This window comes from Mycolicibacterium duvalii (assembly GCF_010726645.1).
GTDB lineage: Bacteria > Actinomycetota > Actinomycetes > Mycobacteriales > Mycobacteriaceae > Mycobacterium > Mycobacterium duvalii.
Genome location: NZ_AP022563.1, coordinates 2,894,227 through 2,907,616, shown reverse-complemented (window position 1 = coordinate 2,907,616; position 13,390 = coordinate 2,894,227). Strand labels below are relative to the sequence as shown.

General features: G+C 70.1%; 16 protein-coding genes. 6 read left to right on the top strand and 10 right to left on the bottom strand.

What is annotated here, in order from left to right; genetic code table 11:
- Positions 1-64 precede the first annotated feature (64 nt).
- The 3 genes from G6N31_RS13670 to aroA all read right to left on the bottom strand — a co-directional run bounded on the left by G6N31_RS13670 (position 65) and on the right by aroA (position 3,278).
- Positions 65-910, bottom strand: coding sequence for an aldo/keto reductase (locus G6N31_RS13670; RefSeq protein WP_098004049.1), 846 nt, complete (start codon positions 908-910; stop codon positions 65-67).
- 82 nt (positions 911-992) lie between these two features.
- Entirely contained in the window at positions 993-1,973 is a 981-nt protein-coding gene (gene rsgA, locus G6N31_RS13665; protein WP_098004050.1) for a ribosome small subunit-dependent GTPase A, read from the bottom strand.
- 3 nt (positions 1,974-1,976) lie between these two features.
- On the bottom strand, positions 1,977-3,278 hold the full coding sequence (aroA, locus tag G6N31_RS13660; protein WP_098004051.1) for a 3-phosphoshikimate 1-carboxyvinyltransferase: 1,302 nt from the start codon (positions 3,276-3,278) through the stop codon (positions 1,977-1,979).
- A 69-nt stretch (positions 3,279-3,347) separates the two neighbouring features.
- Here aroA and G6N31_RS13655 point away from each other — a divergent pair, with 69 nt between their 5' ends.
- Complete coding sequence (locus G6N31_RS13655; RefSeq protein ID WP_098004052.1) at positions 3,348-4,097, top strand: SOS response-associated peptidase; 750 nt, start codon at positions 3,348-3,350, stop codon at positions 4,095-4,097.
- The gene (locus tag G6N31_RS13650) at positions 4,094-5,599 is read left to right on the top strand and encodes a DUF7782 domain-containing protein (protein ID WP_098004053.1); all 1,506 of its coding nucleotides are present in this window, start codon (positions 4,094-4,096) and stop codon (positions 5,597-5,599) included. The genes G6N31_RS13655 and G6N31_RS13650 overlap by 4 nt, the downstream gene beginning before the upstream one ends.
- Here the strand turns inward: G6N31_RS13650 and G6N31_RS13645 are convergent.
- The 4 genes from G6N31_RS13645 to G6N31_RS13630 form a co-directional block, all read right to left on the bottom strand.
- On the bottom strand, positions 5,584-6,357 hold the full coding sequence (locus G6N31_RS13645) for a class I SAM-dependent methyltransferase (RefSeq protein ID WP_098004054.1): 774 nt from the start codon (positions 6,355-6,357) through the stop codon (positions 5,584-5,586). The two genes, G6N31_RS13650 and G6N31_RS13645, sit on opposite strands and share 16 nt — an antisense overlap.
- A 91-nt stretch (positions 6,358-6,448) precedes the next feature.
- Positions 6,449-7,294, bottom strand: coding sequence for an SDR family oxidoreductase (locus G6N31_RS13640; RefSeq protein WP_098004055.1), 846 nt, complete (start codon positions 7,292-7,294; stop codon positions 6,449-6,451).
- A gap of 9 nt (positions 7,295-7,303) precedes the next feature.
- Positions 7,304-7,792 (bottom strand): YbaK/EbsC family protein, encoded by a 489-nt coding sequence (locus G6N31_RS13635; protein WP_098004127.1) that lies wholly within the window; start codon positions 7,790-7,792, stop codon positions 7,304-7,306.
- 28 nt (positions 7,793-7,820) lie between these two features.
- Positions 7,821-8,483: a hypothetical protein gene (locus G6N31_RS13630; protein ID WP_098004056.1), complete on the bottom strand. Its 663-nt coding sequence runs from the start codon at positions 8,481-8,483 to the stop codon at positions 7,821-7,823.
- 273 nt (positions 8,484-8,756) lie between these two features.
- Here G6N31_RS13630 and G6N31_RS13625 point away from each other — a divergent pair, with 273 nt between their 5' ends.
- A complete protein-coding gene (locus tag G6N31_RS13625; RefSeq protein ID WP_179964338.1) occupies positions 8,757-9,410 on the top strand; it encodes a sigma-70 family RNA polymerase sigma factor in 654 nt (217 codons plus the stop codon).
- Positions 9,407-9,733 (top strand): mycothiol system anti-sigma-R factor, encoded by a 327-nt coding sequence (gene rsrA, locus G6N31_RS13620; RefSeq protein WP_098004058.1) that lies wholly within the window; start codon positions 9,407-9,409, stop codon positions 9,731-9,733. Before G6N31_RS13625 ends, rsrA begins: the two co-directional genes overlap by 4 nt.
- A 15-nt stretch (positions 9,734-9,748) precedes the next feature.
- Here rsrA and G6N31_RS27840 read toward each other — a convergent pair whose 3' ends face one another.
- Positions 9,749-9,838, bottom strand: a complete 90-nt coding sequence (locus tag G6N31_RS27840) for a 50S ribosomal protein bL37 (protein ID WP_098004059.1) — start codon at positions 9,836-9,838, stop codon at positions 9,749-9,751.
- A gap of 173 nt (positions 9,839-10,011) precedes the next feature.
- Between G6N31_RS27840 and G6N31_RS13615 the strand changes: the two genes are divergently transcribed.
- Both G6N31_RS13615 and G6N31_RS13610 read left to right on the top strand, forming a co-directional pair.
- Positions 10,012-10,227, top strand: coding sequence for a biotin/lipoyl-binding carrier protein (locus tag G6N31_RS13615; RefSeq protein WP_098004128.1), 216 nt, complete (start codon positions 10,012-10,014; stop codon positions 10,225-10,227).
- A 32-nt stretch (positions 10,228-10,259) separates the two neighbouring features.
- The gene (locus tag G6N31_RS13610; RefSeq protein WP_098004060.1) at positions 10,260-11,750 is read left to right on the top strand and encodes a two-component system sensor histidine kinase PdtaS; all 1,491 of its coding nucleotides are present in this window, start codon (positions 10,260-10,262) and stop codon (positions 11,748-11,750) included.
- A gap of 137 nt (positions 11,751-11,887) precedes the next feature.
- On the opposite strand, the gene G6N31_RS13605 is transcribed toward G6N31_RS13610, so the two are convergent.
- Positions 11,888-12,142 (bottom strand): WhiB family transcriptional regulator, encoded by a 255-nt coding sequence (locus G6N31_RS13605; protein ID WP_098004061.1) that lies wholly within the window; start codon positions 12,140-12,142, stop codon positions 11,888-11,890.
- A gap of 271 nt (positions 12,143-12,413) precedes the next feature.
- A complete protein-coding gene (locus G6N31_RS13600; RefSeq protein WP_098004062.1) occupies positions 12,414-13,367 on the bottom strand; it encodes a diacylglycerol/lipid kinase family protein in 954 nt (317 codons plus the stop codon).
- Between the last annotated feature and the right edge of the window lie 23 nt (positions 13,368-13,390).

The window sequence follows — 13,390 nt, the reverse complement described above, 5'->3', positions numbered from 1 at the left end:
CCATACGAGGCTGCGTTGAGGACGGGATCCGCTCTTCCGCCCTCGACGCAGCCTCGTGTCAGGTTCAGGGCACGTAATCGAACGTGTCCGGATTCGGGCCGATACGCCCGTCCTCACCGTTGTCCAGCGCCGAGACCGCGTCGAAATCGGCGTCGCTGAGCTCGAAGTCGAACAGCGCGAAGTTGTCCCGGATACGCTGCTCGGTCACCGATTTCGGGAAGACGATGTCGCCGCGCTGAATGTGCCAGCGCAGCACCACCTGAGCTGGGGTCTTGCCGACCGACTCGGCGATGCGGGTGATCGCCGGATCGTCGAGCACCTTGCCCTGCGCGATCGGTGACCACGCCTCGGTGGCGATGCCGTGTTCTTGGCCGTAGGCGCGGACCTCGTCGTTGAGGAAGTACGGGTGCACCTCGATTTGGTTGACCGCCGGCACCGTCCCGGTCTCGTCGGCCAGCCGCTGCAGGTGTGCCACCTGGAAGTTCGAGACCCCGATGCTGCGGGCCCGGCCGTCTTTCTTGAACTCCTCCAACGTCTTCCACGTCGAGACGAAGTCGCCGTCATACAGGGTGGGCAGCGGCCAGTGGATCAGGAACAGGTCGACATGATCGAACCCCAGCTCCTGCAAGGTCTTGTCGAACGCGCGGCGGGCGTCGTCGGGCCGATGGAAGCCGTTGTTGAGCTTGCTGGTGATGAACACCTCGGAGCGGTCGACGCCGGCGGCTCGGATGCCCTCGCCGACGCCCTTCTCGTTCTGGTACATCTCGGCGGTGTCGATGTGGCGGTAGCCGATGTCGAGCGCGGTGCGCACCGCCGCGGCGGTTTCCTCCGGTGGGATCTGATAGACCCCGAACCCGAGTTGGGGGATGCGCGCGCCGTCGTTGAGTTCGATCACAGGTACTTCAGACATAGAGATTCACAGTCCTTCCTTGTTTCGCCGACAGCGTGCCCCGCATATGGGGGTGACAAACACATCGTCACCGGTCGCGCGATCACGTTTCGCGCAGCGCGGTGAGCAGGCGCCGAGCCGCGGCGACCCGCGCGGCGGCGGGGCCGGTCAGCGCGTCGAGAGCGCATTCCGGGTCGGCCGGCGGGCCCATGTGTCCGCAGCCGCGCGGGCACGCGTCGATGGCCTCGGCGAGGTCGGAGAACGCCAACACGACGTCGTCGGGTGCGATGTGGGCCAACCCGAACGACCGGATGCCCGGCGTGTCGATCACCCAGCCGCCGGACTGCAGCGGCAGCGCCACCGACTGCGTCGAGGTGTGCCGGCCGCGGCCGATGTCGGTCACCGCGCCGATCGCGCGCTCCGCCTCGGGCACAAGGCGATTGACCAACGTGGACTTGCCGACCCCGGAGTGGCCGAGCAGCGCGGTGACCTTGCCGGTCAGCAGCGACTCCACGGTTTCCAGCGGATCGTCGCGGCCGGCGGTGGTGATCACCAGGTCCAGATCGGCGAACTGCGCGGCGAACTCCTGCGCCGGGGCCAGGTCGGTCTTGGTCAGGCACAGGATCGGCGCCAGCCCGCCGGCGTACGCCGCGATCAGTGCGCGCTCCACCAGGCCGGCGCGCGGCGGCGGGTCGGCCAGCGCCACCACGATCAGCAGCTGATCGGCGTTGGCGACCACCACCCGCTCGGTGGGATCGGTGTCATCGGCGGTGCGGCGCAACACCGTTCGCCGTTCGCCGCGGCGCACGATGCGGGCCAGGGTGTCGGTGCGCCCGGACAGGTCGCCGACGACGTCGACGTCGTCACCGACCACGATCGGGGTGCGGCCCAGTTCACGGGCCCGCATCGCGGTGACCCGCCGGGCCGGGTCGCGGCCCAGCACACAACCCCACCGGCCGCGGTCGACGGTGACGACCATGGCCTGCTCGGCGTCGGCGTGCTCGGGACGGGTCTTGGTGCGCGGCCGGGTGCCGCGGCCCGGGCGCACCCGGACGTCGGACTCGTCGTACTCGCGCCGACCCAACGATCAGTCCCCGATGTCGTCGGTCTGACCGGCCAGCATGTCCGCCCACAGCTCGGTGAAACGCGGCAGCGTCTTGGCGGTGGTGCCGATGTCCTCGACCTCGATGCCCGGCACCCGCAGCCCGACGATGGCTCCGGCGGTGGCCATCCGGTGGTCGGCGTAGGTCCGCCACACCCCGCCGTGCAGCAGCTGCGCGGTGATGGTCAGGCCGTCCTCGGTCTCCTCGCACTGCCCGCCGACACGGTTGATCTCGGTGCGGAGCGCGGCAAGGCGGTCCGTCTCGTGCCCGCGCAGATGCGCGATGCCCCGCAGCCGCGACACCGACCCCGGCGCGGCCAGCGCCGCCAGCGCGGCGACCGACGGCGCGAGTTCGCCGACGTCGCGCAGGTCGATGTCGATGCCGGCGTACTCGGCGCTGCCCTGGACCTCCAGGTGCGAACTGCCGGTGCGCACCACGGCGCCGAGTTTCTTGAGGATGCGCAGGATCGCGTCGGCGGGCTGGGTGCTGACCGTCGGCCAGCCGGTGAGCCGGATCAGACCCCCGCTGACCACCGCGGCGGCCAGGAACGGCACCGCGTTGGACAGGTCGGGTTCGATGGCCCAGTCCCGGGCCGCGATCGGGCCGGGTGCGACGTGCCAGCGGTCGGGTTGGGAGTCGTCGACGTCGACGCCGGCGTCGTTCAGCATCGCCACCGTCATCGCGACGTGCGGCGCTGAGGGCACCGCCGTGCCGGTGTGCACGATCGTCAGCCCGTCGTCGAACGCGGCGCCCGACAACAGCAACCCGGAGACGAACTGGGAGGAGCCCGACGCGTCGAACTCGACGGTGCCGCCGCGCACCCCGCCGGTGCCGCGCACGGTGAACGGCAGCGCGTCACCGTCGACGTCGACGCCCAGCGCGCGCAGCGCGTCCAGCAGCGGACTGATCGGCCGGGCCCGGGCCTGCTCGTCACCGTCGAAGGTGACCGGCTCGCGGCCCAGCGCGGCGATCGGCGGGACGAAGCGCAGCACGGTGCCGGCCAGGCCGCAGTCGACGCGGGCCCCCGGTGCGGCGGCCAGCTCTCCGCCCACGGTCAGGGCGGTCTCGTCGTCGGGGGCGGCGGTGACATCGACCCCGAGGGCTTCCAGCGCGCCGATCATCAGGTCGGTGTCGCGGCTGCGCAAGGCGCCGGAGAGGGTGGAGCGGCCCTGCCGGGTGGCGAGCGCCGCGAGCACCAGGGCCCGGTTGGTCTGCGACTTCGAGCCGGGCACGGTCACGGTCGCGTGAATGGGGGTGGACGTCGACGGGGCCGGCCAGGTGGTCACCGGTTCATTGTTCCCTGCCGCGGTCTCGGAGTCGGTAGCGCCCGGCAGGTTTCTGCCACCATGGGAGGTATGTGTGGGCGATTCGCAGTGACGACCGACCCGGCGCTGCTGGCCGAGAAGATCAAGGCCATCGACGAGACCAACGCCGCCAAGGACGCTTCCGCGCCGAACTACAACGTGGCCCCGACGACCACCGTGGCCACCGTGGTCAAGCGGCACACCGATCCCGACGACGAGTCGACGCGCCGGGTGCGGCTGATGCGGTGGGGTCTGATCCCGCCGTGGACCAAGGCGACCGCCGACGGCGGCCCGGACAACAAGGGCCCGTTGCTGATCAACGCGCGCTCCGAGAAGGTGTCGACCTCGCCGGCGTTCCGCAGCTCGGCGAAGAACAAGCGCTGTCTGGTGCCGATGGACGGCTGGTACGAGTGGAAGGGCGAGAAAGGCTCCAAGACACCGTTTTTCATGTACGCCGGGGATGGGGAGCCGCTGTTCATGGCCGGCCTGTGGACGACCTGGCGCCCCAAAGACGCCCCCAAGGACAGCACCCCGCTGCTCAGCTGCACCATCATCACCACCGACGCCGCCGGGCCGCTGGCCGACATCCACGACCGGATGCCGCTGACCGTCAGCGCCGAGGACTTCGACCGGTGGTTGGACCCCGACGCGCCGATCGACGAGGGCCTGCTGCGCGGGCACGGCGACCTGGACCGCATCCAGATCCGCGAGGTGTCCCGGCTGGTCAACAGCGTGCGCAACAACGGCCCGGAGCTGATCGAGCCGGCTCAACCGGAGGCGGAACAAGGCACGCTGCTGTGAGCCGACCGTTGGCCGACCCGGCGCTGGTCGAGGCGCTGGCCGGTGCTCTGCGCGCCGCGGGTTACACCACCGACGGCGTTACCGACCTGCTCGGCGCCGACGCCGGGGCGGCGTTCAGCCGGGGGCTGTGGTGGTCGGCGCTGCGGGCCACCGAGCGGCCCGCAGCCGGTCGGGAGCCGCTGGCGGTGCTGGTGCGGCTGTTCCTGCTCGGCGCCGACGAGAGCCGTGAACGCGTCACTTCGGCGCTGCCCGGCGTCGGCGTCGGCGCGCTGCTCGAGGGCGGTGTCGTGGAGGCGGGCCCCGACGGGGCGCTGCGCGCCGCACTGGACATCCGCCCGCACAGCGACGGCGCGCGCGACTTCTTGGTGGTGTCCGACCAGGACGCCGCGCTGCGGCCCGGCCCGGTCCGTCCCGACCACGTGCTGGGCATCGGCGGCGCGTCGGTGTCGCTGGCCCACGCGGTGATCCGCACGCCGGTCGGTCGCGCGCTCGACCTGGGCACCGGCTGCGGCATCCAGGCGTTGCACCTCGCCGCGCACTGCGACGAGATCGTGGCCACCGACACCAACGAACGTGCCCTGGCGTTGGCCGCGGCCACCGCGAGGCTCAACGACATGTCCTGGGATCTGCGCTGCGGCAGCCTCTTCGAACCCGTCGACGGCGAGCGCTTCGACCTGATCGTGTCCAACCCGCCGTTCGTCGTCGGCGCCGGTGCGCTGGACTACCAGTACCGCGATTCCGGGATGGCCGGAGATGCCCTGTGTCAGAGGTTGATTCAAGAGGTCGGCGAGCATCTGCTGCCCGGTGGCACCGCGCAGATCATGGCGAACTGGATCGTGCGCGACGGGGATTGGCGTGACCGGGTCGCAGGTTGGCTGGTTGACACGGGTCTGCACGCGTGGGTGGTGCAGCGCGAGTTCGCCGATCCGATCAGCTATGTGTCGCTGTGGACCTCGGATGCGGGGGAGTTGCCGCAGGACGCCGCGCGCCGCGGCGGACAGTGGCTGGACTGGTTCGCCGACAACGGCGTCTCCGGCGTCGGCATGGGGATGATCACCCTGCGTGCGCCGCGCCGCGGCGAGACCCGCCCGGCCGATGCGGTGCTCGAGGAGATCACCGGGGCGGGCGAGGCGCTGACCGGCCCCGAGGTCGACGCGTTCTTCGCCCGCCGCGAGTACCTGCACGACACCGGTGACGACCGGCTGCTGGCCGCCCGGTTGACGACGGCTCCGGTGTTCCTCGAGGAGCAGTCGCTGCCCGGCCCCGACGGCTGGCAGGTCGTCGGGGCGGCCGTGCGGCGCCCGGGCGGGCCGGGCGCGGTGCTCGGCGTCGACGAGGTGTCGCGTGCACTACTGGCCGGCTGTCGCGGCGAGGTGCCGCTGGGCATGCTGATCGAGCTGCTGGCCGCCCACCACGGCGTGGACGCCGACGCATTGGCGGCTGCCGCGCTGCCGGTCGTCCGCGAGGCGATCGGGCGCGGGATCCTCTACGAAGCCCGGTAGCGGGCGCTGACCACGACGTAGGGGGCGCCGAACGTGACCGCGCCGGTGCCGTCGACGTGCGGGCCCAGCGCGGTCTCGAAGGCCGCCGCCAGCTCGTCGCGTTGCCCGTCGGAGGCGCGGCGGAACGTCTCCACGTGCACCGGCGACTCCGCGCGCAGGAAGTGCAGCGCGGCGGCCATCGACGCGAACTCCCAGCTGTGGCGACCGCGCCGGATGTCGATGTCGTCGAAATGCGGTGCCAGCCGGTCGGTCAGCGTGTCGGCGTCACCCCACTGATCGGGGGAGAAGCCCGACGCGGCCGGCGGCCCGAGCACGGCCACCACCGGATCGAACAGCGGGTTGCTGGTGTCGCGGGTCCACGCCGAAAAGGCCAGCACCCCAGTCGGTGCGAGGAGGCGGGTGATCTCCCGGACCTGGGCGGCCGGATCGACGAAAATGATGCCCATGTTGGACACCACCGCGTCGAAGGCCGCGGCGGGCAGGCCGGTGTCGGACGCATCGCCGACGCGCCACGTGACCGCGTCGGCGCCGGGCCGCTGCTCGGCGATCGTGAGCAGCTCGGCGGTGTAGTCGACGCCGGTGACCTTCGCGCCCTGCCCGGCGGCCGCCAGTGCGGCGCTGCCGGTGCCGCAGGCCAGGTCGACCACGGCGGCGTCGCGCAGGGGGCGTCGCCGCGCGGTTGCGTCGACGACCTGCTCGGCGATCGGCGCGATGCGATCGCCGACCGCGTCGTAGCGCCCCGCGGACCAGATCGTCATCAGGGGAGAATAGGTCGCTCGCCCGCGAAAGTGGGCTGTCCGTAGTTCAGGCCCTTCGGCACCTACGCTGACGGCACTCTCGCGGGAAGAGCTACGGGCCGGTGTAACCGGGTGGGTTGGCGCTCTCCACCCAGAAGTCCACCCCGAGCTCGGCGCCGGGCACGCAGTCGTACACCGACAGATCGGTGACACCGGACTCCAACAGCACGTCCTCGCACAGCAGCGTGTTGCCGGTGAACGACGACGGCTTGGTCAGCACCGCGTACGCGGCGTCGGAGTACACCTCGGGCTTGCGCGAGCGGGCCATCGACTCGTCGCCGCCGAGCAGGTTCTGCACCGCGGCGGTGGCCACCATGGTGCGCGGCCACAGCGTGTTCGACGCGATTCGCGCATCCTTCATCTCTTCAGCAATGCCCAACGCGCACAACGTCATCCCGTACTTCGCCATCATGTACGGGGTGGGGCGCAGCCACTTGGACTCCAGCAGGATCGGCGGCGACAGCGTCAGGATGTGCGGATTGTCGCGGCCCTTCATGTGCGGCAGGCAGGCCTGCGACACCGCGTAGGTACCCCGCACCTGGATGCCGTTCATCAGGTCGAACCGTTTGAGCGGCACGTCCTCGATCGACCCGAGGTTGATCGCCGAGGCGTTGTTGACGCAGATGTCGATCCCGCCGAACTGCTCGACGGTCTTGGCGACGGCCGCGGTGACCGAGTCCCCGTCCCGGATGTCGCCGACGATCGGCAGCGCGTGCCCGCCGACGTCCTCGATCTCCTGGGCCGCGGTGTAGACGGTGCCCGGCAGCTTCGGGTGCGGTTCGGCGGTCTTGGCGACCAGCGCGACGTTCGCACCGTCCGCGGCGACCCGCTTGGCGATCGCCAGCCCGATACCGCGGCTGGCTCCGGAGATGAACATGGTTTTTCCCGCGAGCGACATGGGGTCAGCCTAGAGCGCTCGGATGTCGGCGACGGCCGCGTTGGTCAACCGCACCAGATCCCGGGGGTCCAGGCCGACCTCCAGACCGCGCTTGCCGGCGCTGCACAGCACCCGGTCCCACTGCAGCGCCGACGCATCCACCACCGTCGGCAGGGCCTTGCGCTGGCCCAGCGGGGAGATGCCGCCGACGACGTAGCCGGTGGCACGCGCCGCGGCGGACGGGTCGGCCATCGTGGCCTTGGCGGCGCCCAGCGCGGCCGCCGCCGCCTTGAGCGAGAGCTTCGCCGGGACCGGCACGACGGCGACGCCCAGGCCGGACGGCAGCGTCACCACCAGGGTCTTGAAGATCTGGTCGGCCACGACCCCGTCGCGGGCGAGCTCGTCGACCGCCTCGTCACCGAACGACCCGGTGCGGGGATCGTGGCGGTACTGCAGGACGTCGTGGGGGATGCCCGCAGCGATCAGCGCCGCGATCGCCGGGGTCGCTGCACGTGCCACCGGCACAGCCTAAGCGGGTCGGACCGCGTCATGAGCGCCCCAGCGCGCCGCGACACCGCAGCCCCAGGGTGACGAACGCGTCGGCGACGTCGACCGAGGTCAGGACGTCGGTACGGACCCGCACCGACATGCCGGACCGGTCGAGCAGCAGCACCGGCTGTTCGCGTTCGGTCTCGTAGACCGAGCACCAGTCGCCGATCGCGTCGGCCACCGCGCGCAACGTGCCGATCGGCCCGATCCCGTCGGTCGCGAACACCAGCAGCCGATCGTCCATGGCCGGCACCGGTCGCAGCGGGCGCCCGTCGCTGACGCGGTCGATGCCCAGCCAGCGGGTCACCGTCGGGGACACCGAGCCGACCAGACCGGCCGCCAGTTCACGCAGCTCCGGCGGCGGCGCCGGACCGGCGACCAGAACGGGGCCCAGCGTGGCCGGCATGGGACAGGTCCACACGCTGGTGACGAGGTGCTTGCCGGGCGGCGACATCTGCCCGACGTAGGACCGGCGCATCGTCAGCGTCCAGTCGCCGGTGGCCGGGACGACGACGGTGTCGTCACCGTCGGTGCGCAACCGCCACCCCCGCTGCTGCAGCGCGGACTGAAACGCCGCGCGGCGACGCAGCCACCACGTCAGCGCCGTGGCTGCGAGGAGCAACGCCGCGGCGATGACGACCAGGGTGGTGGAGAGATCCATCGAGACGATGAGTATTCCCGACCGGCGACAGCCTGGCCCGGGATATCGGGCAGTCGCCCGAGGGAACAGCACGCGCGCCGCAACTGTTGTGCGGAGAGCCGACAGGCCGAACGGCCGGTCAGGCCAGTGAGTCGGGGCTTGTCAGGAGCAGCCTCTAGGATCGGCGGAAGGGGATAGATGGTGCCAGTATTGGCCTTGGCGGCCCCATCACGTTCGGTGCACCTACTGGACGTGATCGGCGGCGCCGCGACAGAAGGGACGGTGTTCCCCACGATGACCGACACCGACGGGTCGGCCACAGGCACGACCCGCGAAGAGACGGCCCGCGAAGAAACCGACGCCGAGCTGACCGCCCGGTTCGAGCGCGACGCGATCCCGCTGCTCGACCAGCTCTACGGTGGCGCGATGCGGATGACGCGCAACCCCGCCGACGCCGAGGACCTGCTGCAGGAGACGATGGTCAAGGCCTACACCGGCTTCCGGTCGTTCCGCGAGGGCACCAACCTGAAGGCCTGGTTGTACCGCATCCTGACCAACACCTACATCAACAGCTACCGCAAGAAGCAGCGGCAGCCGGCGGAATATCCGACCGAGGAGATCACCGACTGGCAGCTGGCGGCCAACGCCGAGCACTCGTCGACGGGTCTGCGGTCGGCGGAGGTCGAGGCGCTGGAACTGCTGCCCGACAGTGAGATCAAGGAAGCGCTGCAAGCCCTGCCCGAGGACTTCCGGATGGCGGTGTACTACGCCGACGTCGAGGGCTTCCCGTACAAGGAGATCGCCGAGATCATGGACACCCCCATCGGCACGGTGATGTCGCGGCTGCACCGCGGCAGGCGCCAGCTGCGTGAGCTGTTGAACGAGGTGGCCCGCGACCGCGGGTTCCTGCGCGGCGAGGTCGAGGCGCCCGAAGAGGTCACCTCATGAGCGAGCACGAGGTCCCGCCGGGCGAGGGTCAGGCCGAGGAGCGATGGCGGCCGCCGGTCGGCCCGGTCGATCCCGAACATCCGGAGTGCGCCGCGGTGATCGCCGAGGTCTGGACGTTGCTCGACGGCGAATGCACCGACGAGACCCGCGACAAGCTGCGCCAGCACCTCGAAGACTGCCCGGCCTGCCTGCGGCATTACGGCATCGAGGAGCGCGTCAAGCGTCTGATCGCCGTGAAGTGCAGCGGGGAACGCGCCCCGGACAGCCTGCGCGAGCGGTTGCGCATCCAGATCAGCCAGACCACCATCATCCGGCGGGGCTGAGCCGGCCCTAGCGGCTCACACGGACTTCGAACCGGCGTTGGGCCGCTTGCCGTGGTTGGCCTTCGAGTGCTTACGGTCACGCTTCTTACGGCCACGCTTGGCCATGATGAACCTCCAACGAGTCGGTGGGTGTGCACCCGCGAACGGCGGGTCGGTTGCGTCCCATTGTCGCACGAGCTCCCGACAACTATTTCGCCGCCGCCTGCGGCCTTGCAGGACCGGCGCAAGCCGTTGTGGTTCGATAGACGCGGTAAGCACCAGTAGGGAATGGGGTGAAGATGGCCGAGGACGTCCGCGCGGAAATCGTGGCCAGTGTGCTCGAGGTCGTGGTGAACGAGGGCGATCAGATCGGTGAAGGCGACACCCTGGTGCTGCTCGAGTCGATGAAGATGGAGATCCCGGTGCTCGCCGAGATCGCCGGCACCGTCAGCAAGGTCAGCGTGGCAGTGGGTGACGTCATCCAGGCCGGTGACCTCATCGCCGTCATCAGCTAGCCGGCAGACCGTCCCGACCGTTCCGATTCGTCATGTCGACCCTCGGTGACCTGCTCGCCGAGCACACCATGCTGCCCGGCAACGCCGTCGACCATCTGCACGCGGTGGTCGGCGAATGGCAGCTGCTGGCCGACCTCTCGTTCGCCGACTACCTGATGTGGGTTCGCCGCGACGACGGGATGCTGGTGTGCGTGGCGCAGGTGCGGCCCAACACCGCCTCGACCGTGCTGCTCGCCGACGCGGTGGCCAGCACCGCCGAACCCGAGGACATCCCGATCGTCACCGCGGCGTTCCGGTCCGGAACGATCGGCAGGCTCACCCTCGACGGCCAGGACGGCGCCCCAGGACTCAACGTCGAGGCGGTGCCGGTGCGCTACCACAACACCGTCGTCGCGGTGCTGACCCACCAGACCTCGCTGGCGCCGCGCCAGGTCAGCCCCCTGGAGGCGGCCTACCGCAACTGCGCCGAAGACCTGCTGCACATGCTGTCGGAGGGCACCTTCCCCAACGTCGGCGACCTGGCGATGTCGCGGTCCAGCCCGCGCGTCGGCGACGGGTTCATCCGCCTCGATGAGGCCGGAGTCGTCACGTTCGCCAGCCCGAACGCGATCTCGGCCTTCCACCGCATGGGCTCGACCGCCGAGCTGGAGGGCCACAACCTCGTCGCGGTCACCCGGCCGCTGATCTCCGACCCGTTCGAGGCGCAGGAGCTGGCCAACCACGTCCGTGACTCACTGACCGGGGGCTCCAGCATGCGCATGGAGGTCGACGCCAACGGCGCGGCGGTGCTGCTGCGGACGCTGCCGCTGGTGGTTCGCGGCGCTCCCGTCGGCGCCGCGGTGCTGATCCGCGATGTCACCGAGGTCAAACGGCGCGACCGGGCGCTGCTGTCCAAGGACGCCACCATCCGCGAGATCCACCACCGCGTGAAGAACAACCTGCAGACCGTGGCCGCGCTGCTGCGGCTGCAGGCGCGCCGCACCACCAACCCCGAGGGCCGCGAGGCGCTGATCGAGTCGGTGCGGCGGGTGTCGTCGATCGCGCTGGTTCACGACGCACTGTCGATGTCGGTGGACGAGGAGGTCAACCTCGACGAGGTGGTGGACCGCATCCTGCCGATCATGAACGACGTCGCCACCGTCGACGCCCCGATCCGCATCAACCGGGTCGGGGAGCTGGGCGTGCTCGACGCCGACCGCGCCACGGCGCTGATCATGGTCATCACCGAGCTTGTGCAGAACGCGATGGAGCACGCGTTCGACGCCTCGACCAGTCAGGGGTGCGTCACGATCCGTGCCGAGCGTTCGGCACGGTGGCTGGACGTCGTGGTGCACGACGACGGTCGCGGGCTGCCCGACGGCTTCAGCCTCGAGAAGTCCGACCGGCTCGGGCTGCAGATCGTCCGCACCCTGGTCTCGGCCGAACTCGACGGCTCGCTGGGGATGCACGAAGGCGCTTCGGGCGGAACCGATGTGGTGCTGCGGGTGCCGATCGGGCGGCGCACCAGAGCCAGTCAATACTGATCGAATTGCGGTTTGCTAACGGCGATTCGGTCAGTTTGTGACAATTTGCTGCAAATGGTGCAAATGCCCGCCGAATTGTGCGCACAAAGTTACGGCCCCGACGTGCGTCGGGGCCGTAGGTGTGCGCGAGGGCGCGATCAGACTCCGGAACGAGCCTTCGTCCGAGCGTTGCGGCGCTTGAGCGCGCGACGCTCGTCCTCGCTCATGCCGCCCCACACGCCGGCATCCTGGCCGGACTCCAAAGCCCAGCTCAGGCACTCTGCGGTGACGGGGCAGCGGCCGCAGACGAGCTTCGCATCAGCGATCTGGGCGAGCGCCGGTCCGCTGTTTCCGACCGGGAAGAACAGCTCGGGGTCCTCGTCGCGACAGACGGCCTTGTGGCGCCAATCCATTGGTATGTCTTCCTTTCATATGCGCAGCGGAGCGCACGAGATTTACGTCGGCTGTTAACGCGAGCGCGCAGAATGTTTCTGCGCTGTTGCATCCGATGCTTTCACAGGCTCGACGGATGTCAATAGGTGTTCGTTAACTCGTGGGCTATCTCACTTCGGTGGACCGTTACCGGACCCATAACCCCGTTGTACTACGCTAAACCCATCTGCGCCCAAAACATGCGGTGTGAGTTGGCTTTCATATGCTGCTTGCGCTGGTCAGGCGGGGTTCTCAGAGGATTTTCGGTGGCGGCGCGATCACCGCGAGCGCGTCGGGCACCGCCGCGAAGTGCATCGACTCCCGCTCGCCGAGGTAATCGCCGTCGATCTGGCAGGCCACCGGCGTGGTGCTGGTCACTTTCAGCCACCGCAAGTCATCGTCGCGGACCAGATGCTTGGCAGACAGCTTGGGCTTGCGCGCGAGCATCTGGCGCACCAGGCGCAGATTGGCCCAGACGTTCATGCTGGTGGTGGCGAACACACCGAGACCGGTCTCGAACGTGGTGCCGGGGTTGGTCCACACCGGCCGCGCGTTGGCGTAGGTCCACGGGCTGGAGTTGGACACGAACGCGAAGTACACGCCTTCCACCGGCTCCCGGTCGGGCAGGTGCAGTGTCAACGTCGGCTCCTTGCGCACGCTGGCCAGCACCTCGCGGATCGCGACCTGGATGTAGCGCGACGCGGTGACCTTGCGGCCCCGCGCGCGTTGGGCCTCCACCGCGGCCACCACGTCGCCGTCGACGCCCATCCCGGCAGTGAACACCGCCCACCGCTCGCCGCAGTCCATCAGCCCGATGCGCCGCCACGTCCGGGTGCGCCGGTACTCGCCGAGCAGGTCGACGAGCTGGTTGGTGGCCTCGATCGGGTCCGGGCTGATCCCCAGCGCGCGAGCGAATACGTTGGCCGACCCGCCCGGCACCACCCCGACCGCGGGGCCGGTGCCGGTGGGGCCGCATTCGGCGAGGATGCCGTTGACGACCTCGTTGACGGTGCCGTCGCCGCCGTGCACGATCACCACCTCGATCCCGGTGCGGGCCGCCTCACGCGCCAGCTCGACGGCATGGCCACGGTGATCGGTGTGCGCGACGGTGAGTTCGACCCGGCTCTCCAGCGCGTGGGCCAGCAGGTCACGACCGGCCGGGGTCGTCGATGTCGCATTGGGGTTGACGATCAGCACGGCACGCACGGGGCTTGAGCCTAACGGGCGCA